Source organism: Escherichia marmotae (assembly GCF_002900365.1).
In the GTDB taxonomy this organism is placed as follows: domain Bacteria; phylum Pseudomonadota; class Gammaproteobacteria; order Enterobacterales; family Enterobacteriaceae; genus Escherichia; species Escherichia marmotae.
In genome coordinates, this window is record NZ_CP025979.1 from 759095 (window position 1) to 782522 (window position 23428).

At 50.5% G+C, this 23428-nt stretch carries 19 protein-coding genes and 1 pseudogene; 8 read left to right on the plus strand and 12 right to left on the minus strand.

Going from position 1 to position 23428, the window contains the following annotated elements; all coding sequences use genetic code 11:
* Window positions 1–3: 3 nt before the first annotated feature.
* The 7 genes from rsxD to blr all read right to left on the minus strand — a co-directional run bounded on the left by rsxD (window position 4) and on the right by blr (window position 5554).
* The gene (gene rsxD, locus C1192_RS04100; protein WP_001516335.1) at window positions 4–1062 is read right to left on the minus strand and encodes an electron transport complex subunit RsxD; all 1059 of its coding nucleotides are present in this window, start codon (window positions 1060–1062) and stop codon (window positions 4–6) included.
* Complete coding sequence (gene rsxC / locus C1192_RS04105) at window positions 1063–3189, minus strand: electron transport complex subunit RsxC (protein WP_038354316.1); 2127 nt, start codon at window positions 3187–3189, stop codon at window positions 1063–1065.
* Entirely contained in the window at window positions 3182–3760 is a 579-nt protein-coding gene (gene rsxB / locus C1192_RS04110) for an electron transport complex subunit RsxB (RefSeq protein ID WP_000991825.1), read from the minus strand. Before rsxB ends, rsxC begins: the two co-directional genes overlap by 8 nt.
* Window positions 3760–4341, minus strand: a complete 582-nt coding sequence (rsxA, locus tag C1192_RS04115) for an electron transport complex subunit RsxA (protein WP_000133193.1) — start codon at window positions 4339–4341, stop codon at window positions 3760–3762. Before rsxA ends, rsxB begins: the two co-directional genes overlap by 1 nt.
* Before the next feature lie 76 nt (window positions 4342–4417).
* On the minus strand, window positions 4418–4858 hold the full coding sequence (locus C1192_RS04120) for a DUF2569 domain-containing protein (RefSeq protein WP_001516338.1): 441 nt from the start codon (window positions 4856–4858) through the stop codon (window positions 4418–4420).
* Between the two features lie 86 nt (window positions 4859–4944).
* Window positions 4945–5160, minus strand: a complete 216-nt coding sequence (ydgT, locus tag C1192_RS04125) for a transcription modulator YdgT (protein ID WP_000126621.1) — start codon at window positions 5158–5160, stop codon at window positions 4945–4947.
* Between the two features lie 268 nt (window positions 5161–5428).
* The gene (gene blr, locus C1192_RS04135) at window positions 5429–5554 is read right to left on the minus strand and encodes a division septum protein Blr (protein WP_032141301.1); all 126 of its coding nucleotides are present in this window, start codon (window positions 5552–5554) and stop codon (window positions 5429–5431) included.
* A gap of 240 nt (window positions 5555–5794) precedes the next feature.
* On the opposite strand from blr, the gene C1192_RS04140 reads away from it, so the two are divergent.
* A complete protein-coding gene (locus tag C1192_RS04140) occupies window positions 5795–6835 on the plus strand; it encodes an oxidoreductase (protein ID WP_001282501.1) in 1041 nt (346 codons plus the stop codon).
* A gap of 96 nt (window positions 6836–6931) precedes the next feature.
* On the opposite strand, the gene add is transcribed toward C1192_RS04140, so the two are convergent.
* From add to malX, 3 genes are all read right to left on the minus strand, one after another.
* Window positions 6932–7933: an adenosine deaminase gene (add, locus tag C1192_RS04145; RefSeq protein WP_038354317.1), complete on the minus strand. Its 1002-nt coding sequence runs from the start codon at window positions 7931–7933 to the stop codon at window positions 6932–6934.
* 103 nt (window positions 7934–8036) lie between these two features.
* Window positions 8037–9209, minus strand: a complete 1173-nt coding sequence (locus C1192_RS04150) for a MalY/PatB family protein (RefSeq protein WP_038354318.1) — start codon at window positions 9207–9209, stop codon at window positions 8037–8039.
* 9 nt (window positions 9210–9218) lie between these two features.
* Complete coding sequence (malX, locus tag C1192_RS04155; protein WP_001516340.1) at window positions 9219–10811, minus strand: PTS maltose transporter subunit IICB; 1593 nt, start codon at window positions 10809–10811, stop codon at window positions 9219–9221.
* A 174-nt stretch (window positions 10812–10985) separates the two neighbouring features.
* Here malX and malI point away from each other — a divergent pair, with 174 nt between their 5' ends.
* The 6 genes and pseudogenes from malI to uidC all read left to right on the plus strand — a co-directional run bounded on the left by malI (window position 10986) and on the right by uidC (window position 18582).
* Window positions 10986–12014: a mal regulon transcriptional regulator MalI gene (gene malI / locus C1192_RS04160; protein WP_038354319.1), complete on the plus strand. Its 1029-nt coding sequence runs from the start codon at window positions 10986–10988 to the stop codon at window positions 12012–12014.
* A gap of 113 nt (window positions 12015–12127) precedes the next feature.
* Entirely contained in the window at window positions 12128–12895 is a 768-nt protein-coding gene (gene hdhA, locus C1192_RS04165) for a 7-alpha-hydroxysteroid dehydrogenase (protein ID WP_000483368.1), read from the plus strand.
* Between the two features lie 229 nt (window positions 12896–13124).
* Complete coding sequence (gene uidR / locus C1192_RS04170) at window positions 13125–13712, plus strand: DNA-binding transcriptional regulator UidR (protein ID WP_000369704.1); 588 nt, start codon at window positions 13125–13127, stop codon at window positions 13710–13712.
* A 383-nt stretch (window positions 13713–14095) separates the two neighbouring features.
* A complete protein-coding gene (gene uidA, locus C1192_RS04175; protein ID WP_038354320.1) occupies window positions 14096–15907 on the plus strand; it encodes a beta-glucuronidase in 1812 nt (603 codons plus the stop codon).
* Window positions 15904–17277: a glucuronide transporter gene (gene uidB / locus C1192_RS04180; protein ID WP_038354321.1), complete on the plus strand. Its 1374-nt coding sequence runs from the start codon at window positions 15904–15906 to the stop codon at window positions 17275–17277. The genes uidA and uidB overlap by 4 nt, the downstream gene beginning before the upstream one ends.
* A 38-nt stretch (window positions 17278–17315) precedes the next feature.
* Window positions 17316–18582 (plus strand): annotated as a pseudogene (gene uidC, locus C1192_RS04185) (glucuronide uptake porin UidC).
* A 42-nt stretch (window positions 18583–18624) separates the two neighbouring features.
* Here uidC and C1192_RS04190 read toward each other — a convergent pair.
* Both C1192_RS04190 and manA read right to left on the minus strand, forming a co-directional pair.
* Window positions 18625–20133 carry a YdgA family protein gene (locus C1192_RS04190; RefSeq protein WP_038354324.1) on the minus strand — a complete coding sequence of 503 codons (1509 nt, stop codon included), beginning with the start codon at window positions 20131–20133 and terminating at the stop codon, window positions 18625–18627.
* 98 nt (window positions 20134–20231) lie between these two features.
* Entirely contained in the window at window positions 20232–21407 is a 1176-nt protein-coding gene (manA, locus tag C1192_RS04195; protein ID WP_038354325.1) for a mannose-6-phosphate isomerase, read from the minus strand.
* Between the two features lie 198 nt (window positions 21408–21605).
* Here manA and fumB point away from each other — a divergent pair, with 198 nt between their 5' ends.
* Window positions 21606–23252, plus strand: a complete 1647-nt coding sequence (fumB, locus tag C1192_RS04200) for a class I fumarate hydratase (protein ID WP_038354326.1) — start codon at window positions 21606–21608, stop codon at window positions 23250–23252.
* Window positions 23253–23428: the final 176 nt, after the last annotated feature.

The following is a 23428-nucleotide window of genomic DNA, read 5'->3' on the forward strand; positions in this document are numbered from 1 at the left end:
GGTTTATCCTTTGCGATGGCCGTAAACGCGCGGACGCGTATAGTAATCGATCAGAGGAACCGTGATGTTCGCCAGCAGGACAGCAAAAGCCACGCCGTCAGGATAGCCGCCGAAACTGCGGATCAACCAGACTAATAAGCCCGCCAGTGCGCCAAAAATCAGACGACCACGATTAGTCGTAGAAGCGGTCACCGGATCGGTCAGAATAAAGAATGCGCCAAGCATGGTCGCGCCAGACAGCAGATGAATTTGCGGTGATGCCAGCGTCTCCGGTGAGAACAACCAGCCCAGCGTTGCGCATAGCGCCAGCGTCACTAAGAAGCTGACGGGAATATGCCAGCGAATCGCTTTCTGCCATAGCAACCACACGCCGCCAACCAGCCAGGCGAGGTTTACCCATTGCCAGCCAGCGCCTGCCAGAATACCGCTGTAGATCGGATACTGCATAATTTGCTCAACCGAATGACCGGCGCGGACAGAGGTTTTGAACGTATCCAGCGGCGTCGCCTGGCTGATACCATCAATGCCTAAGCGTAGCGTGTTCATATCACCGCCGCTGACGGTATGGCCGCTGAAGATAACCTGCACAGCGTCGATAAATCCAGGGATGTTGACCGCAATCTCATGCGGCGGCAACCAACTGGTCATCTGTACCGGGAAGGAGATCAGTAATACTACATAACCAATCATTGCCGGGTTGAATGGGTTTTGCCCCAGACCGCCATACAACTGTTTAGCGATGATCACCGCAAACACCGTACCCAGCACGACCATCCACCACGGCGCGAGAGGTGGAATACTTACCGCCAACAATAAGCCTGTTAGTAATGCTGAGTTATCTTTTAACGTTGCGGCTACTGACTGCTTGCGCAGCTTAAGCACAAGCGCTTCGGCTAACAATGCACTGACCGATGCCAGCAGGATCTGAACGAGAGTGCCCCAGCCAAAAAACCACAGTTGTGCCGCGATTCCAGGCACGGCTGCGAGCAGTACCAGCAGCATAATGCGCGATGTCTGGCGCTGGTTATGGGTATATGGGGAGCTAGCTATTCTGAATACCATTTAGTCCTCGTTTACAACCTTTTGCTGGGCGGCTTTTTTTGCCTGAACGCGGGCAATAGCCGCGGCAACTGCCGCTTTGCGCGGATCAACCTGTTCTTCTGACTCGGCGTTAGCCTGCTGTTGTTCCAGTTTACGCGCTTTGGCGCGGGCAATAGCGGCCTCGACGGCAGCCTTGCGCGGATCAACCTGTTCTTCCGGCTCGGCGTTAGTCTGCTGCTGTTCCAGTTTTCGTGCTTTGGCACGAGCAATAGCGGCCTCGACTGCCGCTTTGCGCGGATCAACCTGTTCTTCCGGCTCGGCGTTAGCCTGCTGCTGTTCTAGTTTACGCGCTTTGGCACGGGCGATAGCGGCCTCGACGGCAGCTTTGCGCGGATCAACCTGTTCTTCCGGCTCGGCGTTAGCCTGCTGCTGTTCCAGTTTGCGTGCTTTGGCGCGGGCAATAGCGGCCTCGACGGCAGCCTTGCGCGGATCAGCAACGGTTGTTGCGTCGTTGATCTGTTGTAATTCTGCCTGCTTCGCTCTGGCTTGCGCTTTACGCGCTTCCCGTGCTGCAATAATTGCGCTGTTATCCGGACGTTCGCCAGCTTTGATCACAATAGGCTGCGTGGCCTGGGCCTGCTTCTCTTTCACACGTGCCAGTGCGGCAGCAATCGCGTCTTTGTCTTTGGCTGCAGGTTGTACCGCCGCGCTCTTATGTCGTTCAAGACGCGCGGCTTTTTCGCGCTCCAGACGTGCCTGACGGGCTTCAAAACGCGCTTTTGCTTCTGCGGCGCGTTTCTCTTCCTGACGAATGGCGGCAATTTCTGCTTTTTCCTGACGGAAATATTGCACCAGTGGAATGTTGCTCGGGCAAACCCAGGCGCAGGCCCCACATTCAATACAGTCGGCAATGTTGTGCGCGGTGGCTTTATCGTGCTGCTGACCTTTGCTGAACCAGTACAACTGTTGCGGCAGAAGATCGGCAGGGCAGGCGTCAGCACAGGCGCTACAGCGGATGCAGCTTTGTTCTTCCTGCGGTTCACCGAGTTCACTGGCCGACGGTGCCAGCAGGCAGTTAGTGATTTTGACGACCGGCACATCCAGCCACGGCAATGTAAAGCCCATTAGCGGGCCGCCCATAATCACCATTTGATCAGCAGAAGGACGGAATCCGGCATCATCCAATAAATGACGCACAGGTGTACCCAGTCGCGCCCAGACGTTGCCCGGACGTGCAATGGCTTCACCAGTCAGCGTCACCACGCGCTCGGTAATGGGCTCGCCATCGATAACAGCGCGTTTCACCGCGTAAGCGGTGCCGACGTTTTGCATTAACACACCGATATCTGATGAACGGCCGCCGTGTGGCACCTGCTTCCCGGTCAGGATGTACGTTAACTGTTTGGCACCGCCGGAAGGATATTTAGTTGGAATAACCCGTAGAGCGATATCGCGGGAGTCTGCCAGCACTGCGCGCAGCATGGAAATTGCCTGTGGTTTGTTATCTTCAATACCGATAAGAATTTCGCGCGGCTGTAGGATATGCGCAAGAATGCGAATGCCTTCCACCACCTGAGCGGCGCAATCCTGCATCAGACGGTCATCGGCGGTAATATATGGTTCGCACTCGGCAGCATTGATAATCAAGGTTTCGATTTTATTGCCGCCACCCTGCAATTTAACACCCGTAGGGAAGCCCGCCCCCCCCAGCCCGGCGACGCCAAACTGATGAATACGTTCAATTAACTCTTCCCGGCTACGTGAGCGGTAATCGCTCCAGCCGTCACGTGGGATCCAGCAGTCTTCACCATCAGCATCAATAATCACGCTTAATTCAGCTAATGCTGAAGGATGAGCCGTAGAGTGGGGGGCAATAGCTGTAACGGTGCCGGAGGTTGGTGCGTGAACCGGCAGCATTTTGCCGCGACCGCGAGTGAGTGGCTGACCGCGCAGCACTTTATCCCCGACGCTAACACACAGCTCACCTTCAGCGCCAATATGTTGCTTCAGCGGAATGACAAATCGTTGCGCCAGTGGCACCTGGCGTAGAGGCGTACCGTTGGACTGGGTTTTCATTTCTGGTGGATGAATACCGCCGTTGAAGTCCCAGATTTTATTTTTTTTGAAAGCAGAAAATAACTTAAACATGGTGTTCCACGGGAATGATGCGCACGGGAATGGTGTTCAGATCCCATTTCCAGGAGTCAGGCGTTTCTGCGACCGGTTGTAAGGAGATGCAGTGTGTAGGGCATGGGTCAACGCAAAGATTGCAGCCCGTGCACAGATCGCTCATCACTGTATGCATTGCGCGGGTAGCGCCAACAATGGCGTCTACCGGACACGCCTGAATGCACTTAGTGCAGCCAATACAGTTATTTTCATCAATAACTGCCACCATGCGCGCAGGCGTCAACTCTTGCGCTTCGCCATCCAGCGGCTGTGGCTCGACATTAAGCAACTCGGCAATTTTCAACATCACAGCTTCGCCACCAGGTGCGCAGCGGTTGATTTTTTCGCCATTACAACTGATGGCTTCCGCATACGGACGACAGCCTGGATAACCGCACTGACCACACTGGCTTTGCGGTAAAATTTCGTCAATTTTCTCAACGACCGGATCGTCTTCCACCGCAAAACGGCGGGAGGCATAACCCAGAATGGCGCCAAACACCAGGCCCAGCAGGCTCACGGCGGCAACGGCAATCCAGATAGCATTCATTACAACTTCACCAAACCACTAAAGCCCATAAAGGCCAGAGACATAAGACCCGCAGTAATCAGCGCAATGGCATTACCACGAAAAGGGGCCGGAACATCGGCCACAGCAAGACGTTCGCGAATGGCGGCAAAAAGCACCATCACCAGCGAGAAGCCGACAGCAGCAGAAAAACCGTACAGCGCCGACTGCAAGAAATTGTGCCCGAGGTTGATATTCAGCAACGCTACGCCGAGCACCGCACAGTTGGTGGTGATAAGCGGCAGAAAAATCCCGAGTAGCCGATAAAGTACCGGGCTGGTTTTACGCACCACCATCTCGGTGAACTGCACGACTACGGCAATCACCAGAATAAACGCCAGGGTGCGCAGGTAAATCAGATTGAGTGGGATTAAAATCCACGTGTCGATAAGCCAGGCGCAAATAGACGCCAGCGTCATCACAAATGTTGTTGCCAGCCCCATGCCCATCGCGGTTTCCAGCTTTTTGGAAACCCCCATAAACGGACAGAGCCCCAGAAACTTGACCAGTACAAAGTTATTGACCAGTACAGTTCCGACAAACAGTAACAGGTAGTCAGTCATTTTTCGGCCTGAAATAAAAAAGCCGCCTATTATCCGTTAATCCAGAGCAGGCGACAACAGGTTAACTGTAAGGTTATTACGGATTCACAAACGTCGCTTTCACCCGCGACGAGCGTTTGAAATAGGGGACGATCAATGCAGTTGCCAACAAAGTAAACAGCAACTGGCGAACGGCTACACCATCTTCAACCGGAGAAAACGCGAAGGCTTTAACTGCCAGTAATACGGAAATCAGTAGCCAGATAATATAATGTTTAGGAACACAACGCCGACGTTTAAAGAAAGCGATGGTTAACCACAGTGTGTAATACCACATAGCGATGGCGGTAATAAACGAAACGCCCCATGAGATTTGCGTTGTCAGGGATTGTTCACTGAGCGTTTTAAATGTTTGAGGAGAAGATAACGCTGCGGAGTACAGCAACAGCGCCAGCGTCGTACTCAGTAAGGCAACTAACAGCCAGGCTAACGGGCCAAGCAACCAGCCTCCAATACGTTGTGGCGTTGTGGTGGTCATAAGTTCTCCAGAATAGCGACAGCAAACGGGCAAATCTAATTTTAGGGGCGTCATTATAAAGCTTTTATAACCGATCGCTACTTTCTTTATTGAACGTAGTGCCAGACCGATTTCGGAACCTGCCCGAGGTCAAACAAACGCCCGCCAGAAACCAGCTCTGCTCGGCGGTGATCGGCTGCACGATACATATTTATAATATCCTGATCGTCCGTCAGGGTGTAATTAAGATGATCGTAGAGTTTTTCCAGGCTTTCGAGTGAATTGATTTTACGAAATTTTAATAAGTATTCCTGAGCTGTCATAAAAGATCCATTAAATAACTAATACCAAAGTGGTAGGCATTATATGTAATGATAAAATCTCACCATAGGTGAACGTTAAAGCAATAATAAGAATGTGCTGATGGCAAATAATTCTGGGATGAAATACTGCTAATAAAAGAGTAACGCGCTTTACTATCCCTGACAATCGTCAACAACACCGTGCAAAATAATAAATTCCTGGTTTAAATACCCGACAAGTCAAAACATGCACCCGGACGGGCTGCATGTTGCCCTGCAAACGCAGAGATTACTTGTGTTGTACCGGGGTACTCTGTTCAGGCGGCTGGTAGTTGTCAATGTGACTCGCCACGCCAAGAAGAATGACTGAAACGATAAGAACGATCCAACCTGTTAATTCAATAAGACGATTCATTACTGCCCACATCTATGTTGATTGATCCATTAACTAAGGCCGTAAATGTTACTTAGCAATAATTGCTCCAGCAAGATTTTTACTGATGTTTTTGCGATATTTATCTTTTGCCTTCAGAAAATTCGCTCTTTTTTTGACTTAAGTTAAATAACCCCCCGTATTGCAGGCAGGTTATTAAACTGTTGAGAGAGGGTAAAGGATAGTGTCAAATAGCATCATACTTCAATGAGAGGCAATGACATGAGCGACAACATCCGTGTTGGGTTGATTGGGTACGGTTATGCGAGCAAAACCTTCCATGCTCCCCTGATTGCGGGCACGCCCGGGCTGGAGCTGGCGGTGATCTCCAGCAGTGACGAAACAAAAGTGAAGGCTGATTGGCCAACAGTTACGGTTGTCTCTGAACCGAAGCATCTCTTTAATGATCCTAATATTGACCTGATTGTCATTCCTACGCCCAACGATACCCATTTTCCGTTAGCAAAAGCGGCACTGGAAGCGGGTAAACATGTGGTTGTTGATAAGCCTTTCACCGTGACACTGTCACAAGCACGGGAGCTGGATGCTCTGGCAAAGAGTCTTGGGCGCGTGTTGTCAGTGTTTCATAACCGTCGCTGGGATAGCGATTTCCTGACGCTAAAAGGTTTGCTCGCGGAAGGCTTGCTGGGGGAAGTGGCTTACTTTGAGTCTCATTTCGACCGCTTCCGTCCACAGGTGCGCGATCGCTGGCGTGAACAGGGCGGCCCCGGTAGCGGTATCTGGTACGATTTAGCGCCGCATTTGCTCGATCAGGCTATTACGCTGTTTGGCTTACCCGTCAGCATGACCGTAGATTTAGCACAGTTACGCCCGGGAGCGCAGTCGACAGATTATTTCCACGCCATTTTGTCCTACCCACAGCGGCGGGTCATTTTACACGGCACTATGTTGGCGGCAGCAGAGTCGGCACGCTATATCGTTCATGGTTCTCGCGGCAGCTACGTTAAGTATGGACTCGATCCACAGGAAGAGCGGCTGAAAAATGGCGAACGTTTGCCGCAGGAAGATTGGGGCTATGATATGCGTGACGGCGTACTTACCCGTGTTGAAGGTGAGGAACGCGTCGAAGAAACACTGCTGACGGTGCCGGGAAATTATCCGGCTTACTACGCTGCTATTCGTGATGCGTTGAATGGTGACGGAGAAAATCCGGTGCCGGCAAGTCAGGCGATTCAGGTGATGGAACTCATTGAACTTGGTATCGAATCCGCCAAACATCGCGCGACGCTGTGCCTGGCGTGATAATCGATTTTTGGAGCCGGATAAAGCGACTACACTGCATCCGGCGATGAATTCAAATGCCTGATACGACGCTTACGCGCCTTATCAGGCATGTTCTTACTTCGCAGTCACTTTTTCTCTCAGAGCACGTTTCTCATCGGCGCTCAAAAACGCCATTTCCAGACCGTTAATCTGCGCCTGGTGAATTTGCTCGCGAGATAAACCCGCAGCGGGTGCGGCGACGGTATATTCGTGAATGATATCTACGCCCTGAACCCCCGGATCATCAGTGTTAATGCTGGCGCAAATACCATGCTCAAGGAATGTTTTCAGTGGATGTGCCACCAGAGAGGCTACGGTACTGGTCTGAATATTTGAGGTCAGACAGGATTCAATACCAATTTGCTGTTCGGCAAGAAAATCCATCAGCGCCCGATCTTCAATGGCTTTTACGCCATGTCCAATACGTTCCGCCCCCAGTTCACGAATAGCCTGCCAGATGCTTTCCGAGCCAGCAGCTTCACCTGCATGAACAGTAATATGCCAACCCGCATCACGTGCGCGATTGAAGTGAGAAAGGAACAGACTCCCCGGGAAACCAAGTTCATCACCGGCTAAATCCAGCGCGGTAATCTGGTCACGGTGGGCTAAAAATGCCTCCAGTTCTTGCTGGCAGGCGGCTTCGCCAAAGGTTCGACTCATAATGCCGATAAGATTCGCCTGCACACCAAAAGTGCGGCAACCTTCACGCACGCCATCAATGACGGCTTCGACCACGCCCGCAACAGGCAACTGATGCGTCATCGCCATGTAGCCTGGCGAAAAACGTAGTTCGACATAGTGCAGGCCGTTTCGAGCGGCATCTTCAATATTTTCAAATGCCACGCGACGGCAGGCATCAAGAGAAGCGAGAACTTTAACGCCCCAGTCAAGTTTGCTCAGGAAGCTGACCAGATCGGGTTCGTTGGCGATGACCTGAACGTGGGGGATCAGCGTTTCCAGCGATTGTGCAGGAAGTGAAATATTATACTGGCGGCCAAGTTCAAGGATGGTCTGGGGACGAATGTTGCCATCAAGGTGGCGATGGATATCAGTTAATGGCAGGGTGGTATCAATCATGGTCGCACTCTTTTTCTGGATATAAAAGTGCGCACCATTATAAAAACAAAGCAGGGTAAAAATCTACGATTGCGCAACGATTATTTGCGTTGCGCAATCGCAATCAACGTACAGTGCGGATGGCGTTAATTAATCCGGCGACACCTTTTTCCAGTTTCGAACGAGGGCATCCGGCATTGAGACGAACAAAGCCACGGCCTTCTTCGCCGTAGGTATATCCCGGCATGATCGCCACTTTTTCTTGCTCAATCAGGACTTTTTTCAGTGCATTGTCATCAATGTTCAGAGGCCGTAAATCAAGCCAGGCGAGATAAGTGGATTGTGGGGGCTGCCAGTTGAGTTCCGGGAACGCGGCGTTCATTGTATTGGCGATATACCTCAGATTGTCTTTCAGATAGACACGTAAGGCATCCAGCCACGCTGCGCCTTGCTGATAGGCGGCGATATGTGCTGTTAATGCCAGTACAGAAGGGGAGGAAAGCCCATCACGACCTTTCAGTGCTGATAAATACGTCTCGCGGCTCTCGCTGTTTTCAATGATACCGTAAGCTCCGGTCAGGGCAGGAATATTGAAACTTTTCGAACCAGAGGTCAGCAGCGCCCAGTCTCCGCGCGCCACGTTGCTCCAGGGAATATGTGGTTGCTCATCCCATACCATATCCATATGGATTTCATCGGAGATAACGCGTACACCATAGCGTTCGCAAAGGTCTGCCATTATCTCCAGTTCATCGCAAGTCCAGACTTTACCCGTGGGGTTCTGCGGGCTACACAGGAGCATAATTTTACATTCTGGTTTCGCCAGTACAGCTTCCAGTTTTGCCATATTGCAAAACCAACCGTCCTCCCGCTTCTCTAAAGCAACGGGCATCACGGTGCGCTGATTACCTTCAATGGCTTTGTAAAATGCGTCGTAAGCGGGGGTATGGATCATCACGCCTTCACCGACGGCAGACCACTGGCGAATCAATTCCGACACCATATAGATAACAGAAGGGCCATAAACCACCGACTGCGTATCAATGGCGGTGTTATGTTGGGTGGAAAACCAGTGGGCAATTGCCGCGAGAAACTCATCGTTTTTCCAGCGGCTGTAGCCAAACACACCGTGCATCAGGCGCTGATTCAGCGCCTCGATAATGCAGGGTGCGGTGGCAAAATCCATGTCTGAAATCGTGAACGGCAGCAGATCCGCAGAGCCGAAACGGTCAGCGACATAGTCCCATTGTGTACACCATGTTCCATGACGATCCACGACCTTTGAAAAATCGAACATATTTTATCCTTATGCCTGAACAGTGCGCATCAAACCGGCCATTTCATCTTTTACCGATTGAACTTGCGGCCCAATAACAACCTGCAGGTTATGTTGATTCAATTGAACTACGCCAATTGCCCGATTGTCCTTCAGCGCCTGCACATTCACAAGCGACATATCTTTCACAGACAAACGCAGGCGAGTAATACAGTTATCAAGGCTGACAATATTGTCGGCACCACCCAGGGCTTCGAGGATTGCCGGAACGTTGTAACCTGATTTACCCGGCGTACCGACAACGGCTTTTTCGATTGAGCTGGCGATTTCACTGTCGCGCCCCGGTGTTTTCAGATTGAAGCGGGTGATAGCGAAACGGAAGATGACGTAGTAAACAACAAACCAAATTGCCGCCACCACTGGCACCATGTACCACTTAGTCGACAGACCATGCAAAATACCGAATACCACAAAGTCGATGATATTACCGTCGGTATTACCGATGGTGACACCGAGAACGGACATGACAGTGAAGCCGAGGCCGGTTAACAGTGCGTGGATGACATACAGGACTGGCGCAACGAACAGGAACAGGAACTCCAGCGGTTCTGTGGTGCCGCCAACGACACAGGCGATCAGGCCAGAAATCAGCAGCCCTTTAATTTTATGGCGATTTTCCGGGCGTGCGCAGTGATACATGGCTAATGCCGCACCAGGCAGGCCGCCGAGGAAGGCAGGCATTTTTCCCTGGGAGAGGAAACGCGTAGCGCTTTCAGAGAAACCGTGTGTGGTCGGGCAGCTTAATTGCGCCTGGAAGATAGTCAGCGCGCCGCTTACGGTTTGACCGCAGACTTCCTGCGTGCCGCCCGCATCAGTAAAGCGAATTAATGCCACCAGAATGTGATGCAGACCAAACGGCAACAGCAGACGTTCGCCAGTACCAAACAGCATCGGTCCGAAATCGCCTGCGCTATTGATCATATGACCTAATCCACTAATGCCCATAGCAAATATCGGCCAGACTAACGGAATTACCAGACCGACAAGTCCCATCACCAGTGAGGAGATAATGGGCACGAAGCGGGTGCCGCCGAAGAACGCCAGCGCATCTGGCAGGCGGATATTATGGAAACGCTCATGCAGCATCCAGACAATGATACCGGCGATCACTGCACCGAGGATCCCGGTGTCGATCGACTGGATCCCAAGAATACTCTGGATATTATTGGCTTTCAGAACGGCTGCATCGGTGGTTGGTAGAATGCCTTTATTGGTCAACCAGAAGTTAACCGCAAGGTTCATGACCGCGTAACCGACAAAACCCGCGAATGCTGCAACACCTTTGTTTTCACGCGCCAGCCCGAGTGGGATCGCAATACAGAACATCACTGGCAGAAAGCTAAAAGCAAACGAGCCAACCTTACTCATCCAGGTAAAGATGGCCTGCAACACGGGGTTACCCAATGCCGGGATTAGGGTGATGACATCGTGGCTGCTAAGGGAACTGCCAATTCCGAGCATAATGCCGCAGAACGACAATAACGCCACGGGTAACATAAAGGTTTTGCCTAACTGCTGGAAGAATTCCCACAGCGTGACTTTCGGTGCTGCTTTCGCCGTCATAAAACGACTCCTTGTTGAGAACAGTCTGGATTCAATAAATTGCGCGAGAAGATAAAACGTTTTATCAAATTTTAGTGAGGCATAAATCACATTACGCAACGATAATAGCGGGTATAAGATAAATTAAAGGTAAAACGTTTTATCTGTCACATAATCAGGGAGTAGGTCATCTGCATGGCTACCGCCAAAAAAATCACCATTCATGATGTTGCGCTGGCTGCGGGCGTGTCAGTCAGTACCGTTTCGCTGGTGCTTAGTGGCAAAGGGCGAATATCTGCCGCCACGGGAGAACGGGTTAACGCGGCCATTGAAGAGTTAGGCTTTGTGCGAAATCGCCAGGCATCTGCGCTGCGCGGCGGGCAGAGTGGCGTAATTGGCTTAATTGTGCGCGACTTATCTTCGCCGTTTTACGCTGAATTAACGGCCGGGCTGACAGAGGTACTGGAAGCACAGGGGCGGATGGTTTTTTTGCTCCACGGCGGTAAAGATGGCGAGCAACTGGCCCAGCGATTTTCACTGCTACTGAATCAGGGTGTCGATGGTGTGGTGATTGCCGGTGCGGCAGGAAGCAGTGATGACCTGCGGCGCATGGCAGAAGAAAAAGACATCCCGGTGATTTTTGCATCTCGTGCCAGCTATCTTGAAGATGTGGATACTGTTCGCCCGGATAACATGCAGGCAGCGCAGTTATTGACGGAACACCTTATTCGCAATGGGCATCAGCGTATCGCCTGGCTGGGAGGGCAAAGTTCCTCTTTAACCCGCGCGGAACGAGTGGGTGGATATTGCGCAACACTATTAAAATTTGGTCTGCCGTTTCACAGCGATTGGGTACTGGAATGTTCTTCCAGCCAGAAGCTGGCTGCGGAAGCTATAACGGCGCTTTTGCGCCATAACCCGACCATCAGCGCGGTGGTGTGCTACAACGAAACCATTGCGATGGGCGCGTGGTTTGGTTTACTGAAAGCAGGGCGGCAAAGCGGCGAAAGCGGGGTCGATCGTTATTTTGAGCAACAGGTTTCATTAGCGGCATTTACTGATGTAACGCAAACTGCTCTTGATGATTTTCCGATTGTCTGGGCCTGCACACCTGCGCGGGAACTGGGCTTTACGCTTGCCGATCGCATGATGCAAAAAATCAGTCACGAAGAGAATCACTCTCGAAATCTGATTATCCCCGCGCGGCTCATTACGGCGAAATAATCTCTCTTTATCTGCTATACCTGGTAGTGTCTTTTCCCCGAGGTTAATGATAAAAAATGTGGCACACAGGCGGTGCCTTTTAATTTATTTACTGAAGTTCACAGGAGGTTTATGTGTTTAATTCTGACAACCTGAGACTCGACGGAAAATGCGCCATCATCACCGGTGCGGGTGCTGGTATTGGTAAAGAAATTGCCATTACATTCGCGACAGCAGGTGCATCTGTGGTGGTCAGTGATATTAATGCCGATGCAGCAAATCATGTTGTTGATGAGATTCAACAGCTTGGTGGACAGGCATTTGCCTGGCGTTGTGATATTACTTCCGAACAGGAATTATCTGCTCTGGCAGACTTTGCCATCAGTAAGTTGGGCAAAGTGGATATTCTGGTTAACAACGCGGGTGGCGGTGGTCCTAAACCGTTTGATATGCCAATGGCGGATTTCCGCCGCGCTTATGAACTGAATGTGTTTTCTTTTTTCCATCTGTCACAACTCATTGCGCCAGAAATGGAAAAAAATGGCGGAGGCGTTATTCTGACTATCACTTCTATGGCTGCAGAAAATAAAAATAAAAACATGACTTCCTATGCGTCATCTAAAGCTGCGGCCAGTCATCTGGTGAGAAATATGGCATTTGATCTGGGTGAAAAAAATATTCGGGTGAATGGCATTGCGCCGGGGGCAATATTAACTGATGCTCTAAAATCCGTTATTACGCCAGAAATTGAACAAAAAATGTTGCAGCACACGCCAATCAGACGTCTGGGTCAACCGCAAGATATTGCTAATGCGGCGCTGTTTCTGTGTTCACCTGCTGCCAGTTGGATAAGCGGGCAAATACTCACCGTATCCGGCGGTGGGGTACAGGAGCTTAATTAATCGCTAGCAGGCCGGTAAACAACTGAGTGAGTGTTGTTTACCGGTACAGCGAGTTCAGCAGTGAAAAAACGCCAGAAAACTGGTAACCAGGTTATGTTCATTGGTTGACCAATTATCGTGTAAATAGTAAACGAATCGGGTGTGCCTTCGCACTATTCAACAGCAATGATAGGCGCTCACCTGACAACGCGGTAAACTAGTTATTCATGCTAACTATATTGGTTTAACGATGGATAACATGCAGACTGAAGCACAACCGACACGGACCCGGATCCTCAATGCTGCCAGAGAGATTTTTTCAGAAAATGGATTTCACAGTGCCTCGATGAAAGCCATCTGTAAATCCTGCGGTATAAGTCCCGGGACGCTTTACCACCATTTCATTTCTAAAGAAGCCTTGATTCAGGCAATTATCCTCCAGGATCAGGAGAGGGCGCTGGCCCGCTTCCGGGACCCTATCGAAGGGATTCATTTTGTAGAATATATGGTCGAGTCGATAGTCTCCCTGACGCATGAAGCCTTTGCCCAGCGGGCGCTGGTGGTAGAGATTATGGCGGAAGGAATGCGCAATCCGCAGGTTGCCGCTATGCTCAGGAATAAGCATCTGACAATCACCGAATACATCGCCCAGCGTATGCGCGATGCCCAGCAAAAAGGTGAGATAAGTCCTGACATTAACACGGCGATGACCTCTCGTTTATTGCTGGATCTGACCTATGGCGTACTGGCCGACATCGAAGCCGAAGACCTGGCGGGTGACGCGTCATTTGCCCAGGGATTACGTGCGATGATTGGCGGTATTTTAACCGCATCCTGATATCTTCTTGCCGCGGGCCGGTGACCACTGCGCCCGCATTTAATGTCCTTAACAGCACCATACCAAAACGTTCTCGCCTGATCGCAAAATCCCGTTAACACATACACCACAACCATATGTCACGGATATTTAGCTTTTTAAATCACTCGAACGAACGTTCGGTTGCTTATTTTGTAGCTTCTGTCAACGTTGTTTTAGAGATTAATGCGATCCATGTCACGCTCTGGGTATTGCAGTTTTTGGTTTTTTGATCGCGGTGTCAGTTCTTTTTATTTCCATTTCTCTTCCGTGGGTTTCTCACAGATAACTGTTTGCATTGCTTAATTGGTTAACTAATCAAATTAAAGGTTGACCAGTATTTTTATCTTAATGAGGAGTCCCTTATGTTACGTCCTGTAGAAACCCCAACCCGTGAAATCAAAAAACTCGACGGTCTGTGGGCATTCAGCCTGGATCGCGAAAACTGTGGAAATGATCAGCGTTGGTGGGAAAGCACGTTGCAAGAGAGTCGGGCGATTGCCGTACCAGGCAGTTTTAACGATCAGTTTGCTGATGCGGATATTCGTAATTATGTGGGCAATGTCTGGTATCAGCGCGAAGTCTTTATACCCAAAGGTTGGGCGGGCCAGCGTATCGTGCTGCGTTTCGATGCGGTCACTCATTACGGCAAAGTGTGGGTTAATAATCAGGAAGTGATGGAGCATCAGGGCGGCTATACGCCGTTTGAAGCCGATGTTACTCCATATGTGATTGCCGGAAAAAGTGTGCGTATCACCGTTTGTGTGAACAATGAGCTGAACTGGCAGACTATCCCGCCGGGAATGGTGATTACCGACGAAAACGGCAAGAAAAAGCAGTCTTATTTCCATGATTTCTTTAACTACGCCGGGATCCACCGCAGCGTAATGCTCTATACCACGCCGAACACCTGGGGGGACGATATCACCGTGGTGACGCATGTAGCGCAAGACTGCAACCACGCTTCCATTGACTGGCAGGTGGTGGCCAATGGTGATATCAGCGTCGAACTGCGTGATGCTGATCAGCAGGTTGTCGCAGCCGGACAAGGTCACAGCGGAACCTTGCAAGTGGTGAACCCGAATCTCTGGCAACCCGGTGATGGGTATCTCTATGAACTGTGCGTCACCGCAAAAAGCCAGACAGAGTGCGACATCTATCCACTGCGCGTCGGTATCCGCTCGGTGGCAGTAAAGGGTGAACAGTTCCTGATCAACCACAAACCGTTCTACTTCACTGGCTTTGGTCGTCATGAAGATGCGGATTTGCGTGGCAAGGGATTCGATAACGTGCTGATGGTGCACGATCACGCATTGATGGACTGGATTGGTGCCAACTCTTACCGCACCTCGCATTACCCTTACGCTGAAGAGATGCTCGACTGGGCTGACGAACATGGCATTGTGGTGATTGATGAAACTGCCGCCGTCGGCTTTAACCTTTCTTTAGGAATTGGTTTCGAAGCGGGCAACAAACCGAAAGAACTGTACAGCGAAGAGGCGGTCAATGGGGAAACCCAGCAGGCGCACTTACAGGCGATTAAAGAACTGATTGCGCGTGACAAAAACCACCCAAGCGTGGTGATGTGGAGCATTGCCAATGAACCAGATACCCGCCCGCAAGGTGCCCGGGAATATTTCGCGCCACTGGCAGAAGCAACGCGTAAACTCGACCCGACACGACCGATCACCTGCGTCAATGTGATGTTCTGCGACGCTCACACCGATACCATCAGCGATCTCTTTGATGTGCTGTGTCTGAACCGTTATTACGGCTGGTATGTCCAAAGCGGCGATCTGGAGACGGCAGAAAAGGTACTGGAAAAAGAACTGCTTGCGTGGCAGGAGAAACTGCATCAGCCGATTATCATCACCGAATACGGGGTGGATACGTTAGCCGGTCTGCACTCGATGTACACCGATATGTGGAGTGAAGAGTATCAGTGCGCGTGGCTGGATATGTATCACCGCGTCTTTGACCGCGTTAGTGCTGTCGTTGGTGAACAGGTATGGAACTTCGCTGATTTTGCGACTTCGCAGGGCATTCTGCGCGTTGGCGGTAACAAGAAAGGGATTTTCACTCGTGACCGCAAACCAAAATCGGCGGCTTTCTCGCTGCAAAAACGCTGGACTGGCATGAATTTCGGTGAAAAACCGCAGCAGGGAGGCAAAAAATGAATCAACAACTCTCATGGCGCACCATCGTCGGCTACAGCCTCGGTGACGTTGCCAATAACTTCGCCTTCGCCATGGGGGCGCTCTTCCTGTTGAGTTACTACACCGACGTCGCTGGCGTCGGTGCCGCTGCGGCGGGCACCATGCTATTACTGGTGCGGGTATTCGATGCTTTTGCTGACGTCTTTGCCGGACGGGTGGTAGACAGCGTAAATACCCGTTGGGGCAAATTCCGCCCCTTCTTGCTGTTCGGCACTGCACCGTTAATGATCTTCAGCGTGCTGGTTTTCTGGGTGCCGACCGACTGGAGTCATAGCAGCAAAGTGGTGTATGCATATTTGACTTATATGGGGCTGGGGCTTTGTTACAGCCTGGTCAATATACCTTATGGCTCACTGGCAACTGCCATGACCCAACAACCACAATCCCGCGCCCGTCTGGGCGCGGCTCGCGGGATTGCCGCTTCGCTGACCTTTGTCTGCCTGGCTTTTCTGATTGGCCCGAGCATTAAGCACTCCAGCCCGGAGGAGATGGTGTCGGTATACCATTTCTGGACGATTACCCTGGCGATTGCCGGGATGGTGCTTTACTTCATTTGCTTTAAATCGACGCGCGAGAATGTAGTGCGTATCGTGGCGCAGCCGTCATTGAAGATCAGCCTGCAAACGCTGAAACGGAATCGCCCGCTGTTTATGTTGTGCATTGGCGCGCTATGCGTGCTGATCTCGACCTTCGCGGTCAGTGCTTCGTCGTTGTTCTACGTGCGCTATGTACTGAATGATGCCGGGTTGTTTACTGTGCTGGTGTTGGTGCAAAACCTGGTCGGCACAGTGGCATCGGCACCGCTGGTGCCGGGAATGGTTGCCAGAATCGGTAAAAAGAATACCTTCCTGATTGGCGCTCTGCTGGGAACTTGTGGTTATTTGCTGTTCTTCTGGGTTTCAGTCTGGTCGCTGCCGGTGGCACTGATCGCGTTAGCCATCGCTTCAGTTGGTCAGGGCGTTACCATGACGGTGATGTGGGCGCTGGAGGCCGATACTGTAGAATATGGTGAATACCTGACCGGTGTACGCATTGAAGGGCTTACCTATTCATTATTCTCATTTACCCGAAAATGTGGACAGGCAATAGGGGGTTCAATTCCCGCCTTTATTTTGGGATTAAGCGGATATATTGCGAATCAGGCACAACCGCCGGAAGTTATTATGGGGATCCGCACATCAATTGCCTTAGTCCCTTGCGGATTTATGCTACTGGCATTCGTTATAATTTGGTTTTATCCGCTGACTGATAAAAAATTCAAAGAAATTGTGGTCGAAATTGATAATCGTAAAAAAATGCAGCAGCAATTAATCAGCGATATCATTAATTAATATCTTATAAAAATAATCAGAACATCAAAGGTGCAACTATGAGAAAAATAGTGGCCATGGCCGTTATTTCCCTGACGGCTGCCTCTGGCCTTACCTCCGCTTACGCTGCACAACTGGCTGACGATGAAGCGGGACTACGAATCAGACTGAAAAATGAATTGCGCCGGGCTGACAAAGCCCAGTGCTGGCGCGGGAAGAGATATTTACGCATGGGTGCAAGGAGGATTGCTCGATTTTAATAGCGGTTATTACGCTAATATTATTGGCGTCGAAGGTGGAGCCTATTATGTTTATAAATTAGGTGCTCGTGCTGATATGAGTACCCGATGGTATCTTGATGGCGATAAAAGTTTTGGCTATGCATTGGGTGCGGTAAAAATAAAACCGAGTGAAAAGAGTTTACTTAAATTAGGTCGTTTCGGGACAGATTATAGTTATGGTAGTTTACCTTATCGTATTCCGTTAATTGCTGGCAGTTCGCAACGTACATTACCGACCGTTTCTGAAGGAGCATTAGGTTATTGGGCTTTAACGCCCAATATTGAACTGTGGGGAATGTGGCGCTCCCGGGTATTTTTATGGACTGATTCAACAACCGGTATCCGTGATGAAGGTGTTTATAACAGCCAGACCGGAAAATACGATAAACATCGCGCTCGTTCTTTTTTAGCTGCCAGTTGGCATGATGATACCAGCCGTTATTCTTTGGGGGCATCGGCACAGAAAGATGTTTCTAATCAGCTACAAACTATTTTTGAGAAAAGCATTTCGCTCGCCCGGGATTATGCGCTGAAAGGGGAGTTGCTCGGCTTTTATGCGCAACTGGAAGGCTTAAGTCGTAACACCAACCAGCCCAATGAAACGGCGCTGGTTAGCGGCCAACTGACGTGGAGCGCGCCGTGGGGAAGCGTGTTTGGTAGCGGTGGTTATCTGCGTCATGCGATGAACGGAGCCGTGGTGGACACCGATATTGGTTATCCTTTCTCGTTAAGTCTTGATCGTAACCGGGAAGGTATGCAGTCCTGGCAATTGGGTGTCAATTATCGTTTAACCCCGCAATTTACGCTGACATTGGCACCGATTGTGACTCGCGGCTATGAATCCAGTAAACGAGATGTGCGGATTGAAGGCGCAGGTATCTTAGGCGGTATGAACTATCGGGTCAGCGAAGGGCCGCTACAAGGGATGAATTTCTTTCTTGCAGCCGATAAAGGACGGGAAAAGCGCGATGGTAGTACGCTGGGCAATCGCCTGAATTACTGGGATGTGAAAATGAGTATTCAGTATGACTTTATGTTGAAGTGAAAAAACGCCGGAGAGAAAACTCTCCGGCGTTTTGGCTGTGAATTACTGTTGCGGGATGGCCGGTACAGCCGGAACGGTAAGTGCTGGCATCGCAAACATACCGACAAAATCTTCCAGCGACATTTTCTGACCATTCAACGTGATCTGACCGTTAGCATATTGCAGGCTGGTGGTGATGGCATTGTCCTGCAAGGTGGTCAGACGGAACATCTGGCCCATTGCTGATGCACCTTCAACTTGCTGTTTCGCCAGCTTTTTAGCTTGATCTTCCTGATAGCCTTCCAGCTTCGCCACCTGAGTCATCAGTTCGGTTGCCATATCGACCGGAATGGTCAGTTTTGCATCCAGAGATTTAACCGAGCGATCAACTTCCTGCGCCAGTGTTTGCGGCGCTTCTTTAGTCGCTGCCGGATCTTTCAGGAACAGCGACAAATTCAGCGCGCTTTCACCCTGACTGTTTTTCCAGCTTAACGGCGCAATCGTAATTACCGGATCGCCTTTTAACATCAGCGGCAGGGCGCTAAAGAAGGCTTCCGTCACTTTCTCCTGATAAAGTTCGGCATTGTTGGCAATCTCTGGCTGTGCCAGTAACGCCTGTGTTTGCGCGTTATATTGCTGGCTAAACTGATGCCAGGCTTCACCGTCAATCTGACCGACTTTTAAAGTCAGCTTGCCGCTGCCCAGATCCTGATTCTGTACCTTCAGGCTGTTTAGCGAGTAATCCAGTTGGCTATTGATCGTTTTACCGTCATTAACCAGGTCTGATTTACCACTGATCTCCATGCCTTCCAACAGAGCCAGTTCTTTGCCTTCCACTGAAATGGTCATTTTTTCCAGCGACAGTTTTTGGTTACCCACGCGCTCACCGAAACTTGCCAGCGTGCTGGAACCATCGGTTTTCAGATTATTAAAGGTCAACTGCACTTTCTGGTTGTATTCGTTAACTGCATCGACCCGACCGCTTTGCGCCTCCCCGGAAAGGAAGATGGCTTTACCGTCTCGGTCAGCATTTAACTGGAACTCACCGCCGCTAAAGGCGACTTTTTCATCTTTTTGCTCGTAATTCAGTGGCTTGAGCGAGATATCTGAACTGGAATCGCCGCTGTAACCGATGCGAGAGTTAATCTCAAAAGGTGTATCTCCTTTTGCCATATCAAACAGTGGCTTGCTCACAGCGTTATTGACCAGCGTGGTTTGAATCGACGCCATCGACGGGATCAAATTCAGTTTTTTAAGCTGGGCCAGAGGGAAGGGACCGTGGTCAACAGATTCATTGAAGATGACGCTCTGGCCACTTTTAATCCACGGATTTTCTTTCCCGGCGATGGGCTTCACCACTAATTGCAACTGGCTGCTGAACACGCCGCGATGATAGTTTTGATAACTCACTTCCAGGTTGGATTCAGGAGCTGTCAGTTTGAGTTGCGCGTTCGCCTGTGCGACCATGTCTTCGAGATGGGTTTCAATCTTCTTGCCTGTGTACCATGCGCCGCCTGTCCAGACTACGCCGAGCGCAACAATGACGCCTACCGCTACCAGCGATTTATTCATAATGATTATCCATAAATGAAATCAGGCGGACTGGCCGCCTGAAGTGTTATAAGCCTTTAATAAGCTTAGCAAGAGATGTTAATTATTTCAGTAAGCTCTTACAACTTGTTGTAAACACGCGCTAAACATCCGTGGCCTTTCACCGTCACCGGCGACTCATTGGCGGCAATAAATGCGGACTCACCCGGTTTAAGCGCTAACTGTTGAGAACCTTTACCCAGTGTTGCTTCGCCTTCAACGCAGAACAAAATGGCGGCACTTTGCTGGCTGATGGTAGTTTCTTCATCGCTAAGGTCATGCAGCGAGAAAGCAAAATCATCAACCGGAATCGGGAAGTCCAGCTCTGCACCTTGTTTCACCGGCTGGGTCAGCAACTGGCTGGCCGGTTTGGCTTCAAACTTAACGTTGGCAACCAGCTCCGGAATATCAATATATTTTGGCGTCAGACCCGCACGCAGCACGTTATCGGAGTTCGCCATCACTTCCAGCGCCACGCCTTGCAGGTAGGCGTGTGGTGTTTCTGCGAACAGGAACATCGCTTCACCAGGGTTCAGTTTTACCACATTCAGTAACAGTGGGGAGAACAGGCCGCTGTCATCCGGGTAAAATTCAGCAATTAAACGAATCGTTTGCCACGGCTCACCCTGTTGGCTGTCGAGCGCCGATTTCAAAATCGCCAGCGCGCGGGATTTCTCTTCACCCTGCATATTCAACAGGCTGGCGAACAGTTCGCTTAAACGTTCGGCATTGGGCTGCTGTAAAAAATGAGCAATCGCCGGATGCGCGCCCGCGACGGGCTGGAGCAGGGAAACAATCTCGGAAAACTCACGAAACGCGTTCATCGCGAGGAAAGGGGTCAGGGCAAAAACCAGCTCTGGCTTGTGGTTAGGATCTTTATAGTTACGCTCGGCGGCATCCATTGGAATGCCGGCGGCATTTTCTTTGGCAAAACCGATTTCAGAATTGCGTTTATTTGGATGAACCTGAATGGAGAGCGGCTGGGCTGCGCATAACACTTTGAACAGGAAAGGCAGTTCGCCAAAGCGCCTGGCAACGGCATCTCCCAGCAGAGTTGATTTATCACCCTCAATCACATCACGCAGTGAAACGATATCTCCGGCGGCATTGTGCACACGTGAACTGCTCTTCGGATGTGCTCCCATCCACAATTCAGCCATCGGCTGGTTGGATGGATTTTCCATGCCATAAAGTTCAGTCAGTGCCGTTTTGCTTCCCCAGGCATAGTTTTGCACTGAGTTAATAAGTTTTTGCATGATCAATCCCTGTTTGAATATGGAAATTAATCCCGCTATTAAAGCAAGAATCCTACGGGAAGTAACCTGGAGCCGCAAAAAGTCGTACTAGTCTCAGTTTTTGTTAAAAAAGTGTGTAGGATAATGTAACTCGCTTTTAACAGGGCAATGGAACACCCGCCCAGAGCATAACCAAACCAGGCAGTAAGTGAGAGAACAATGTCAAACAAACCCTTTCATTATCAGGCTCCTTTCCCACTCAAAAAAGATGATACCGAGTACTACCTGCTGACCAGCGAACACGTTAGCGTATCTGAATTTGAAGGGCAGGAGATTTTGAAAGTCGCGCCAGAAGCGTTAACTTTGTTGGCGCGTCAGGCGTTTCATGATGCGTCATTTATGCTGCGTCCAGCTCACCAGCAGCAAGTGGCCGATATCCTGCGCGACCCGGAAGCCAGCGAAAACGACAAATATGTGGCGCTGCAACTCCTGCGCAACTCCGACATCGCCGCAAAAGGCGTTCTGCCAACCTGCCAGGATACCGGCACCGCGATAATCGTCGGTAAAAAAGGGCAGCGTGTATGGACCGGTGGTGGTGATGAAGCGGCGCTGGCGCGCGGTGTCTATAACACCTATATCGAAGATAACCTGCGCTACTCGCAAAACGCAGCGCTGGATATGTATAAAGAGGTGAATACTGGCACCAACCTGCCAGCGCAGATCGATCTTTATGCTGTTGATGGCGACGAGTATAAATTCCTCTGTATCGCCAAAGGTGGCGGTTCAGCAAACAAGACGTATCTCTATCAGGAAACCAAAGCGTTACTGACGCCAGGGAAACTGAAAAATTATCTGGTTGAGAAAATGCGTACGCTGGGCACGGCGGCGTGTCCTCCGTATCACATTGCCTTTGTGATCGGTGGTACATCTGCGGAAACTAACCTTAAAACAGTAAAACTGGCTTCCGCTAAATACTATGACGAGCTGCCAACGGAAGGGAATGAGCACGGTCAGGCGTTCCGTGATGTGGAGCTGGAAAAAGAGTTGCTGATTGAAGCGCAAAATCTTGGTCTGGGGGCGCAGTTTGGCGGTAAATATTTTGCCCATGATATCCGCGTGATTCGTCTGCCACGCCACGGCGCATCCTGTCCGGTTGGTATGGGCGTTTCCTGTTCTGCTGACCGTAATATCAAAGCGAAAATCAATCGTCAGGGGATCTGGATCGAAAAACTGGAACATAATCCAGGCAAATATATCCCGGAAGAATTGCGTAAAGCAGGGGAAGGCGAAGCGGTGCGCGTTGACCTTAATCGTCCGATGAAAGAGATCCTCGCACAGTTGTCGCAGTATCCCGTTTCTACCCGCTTGTCGCTGAACGGCACGATTATTGTCGGTCGTGATATTGCCCACGCCAAACTGAAAGAGCGCATGGACAACGGCGAAGGGTTACCGCAATACATCAAAGATCACCCGATTTACTATGCTGGTCCGGCAAAAACGCCAGAAGGTTATGCCTCCGGCTCTCTTGGCCCAACGACCGCCGGACGGATGGATTCTTACGTCGATCAACTGCAAGCGCAGGGCGGCAGTATGATCATGCTGGCGAAGGGTAATCGCAGTCAGCAGGTGACCGATGCTTGTAAAAAACATGGTGGCTTTTACCTTGGCAGTATCGGCGGCCCGGCAGCAGTGCTGGCGCAGGGCAGTATTAAGAGCCTGGAATGTGTTGAATATCCGGAACTGGGTATGGAAGCTATCTGGAAAATTGAAGTGGAAGATTTCCCGGCATTTATCCTTGTTGATGATAAAGGGAATGACTTCTTCCAGCAGATTCAACTCACGCAGTGTACCCGCTGCGTGAAATAAGCGGGCGGATAAGGCGTTCACGCCGTATCCGGCATGAACAAAGCGTACTTTGCAAACAATCTGAGCCGCCCTTTACTTCGGGGCGGCTTTTTTACATGGCACGAAAGACCAAACATTTGTTACCAAATAGTAAATAATGAGTGAGCTAAAAGTTGCTTAACGAAAGCAAAACAGAA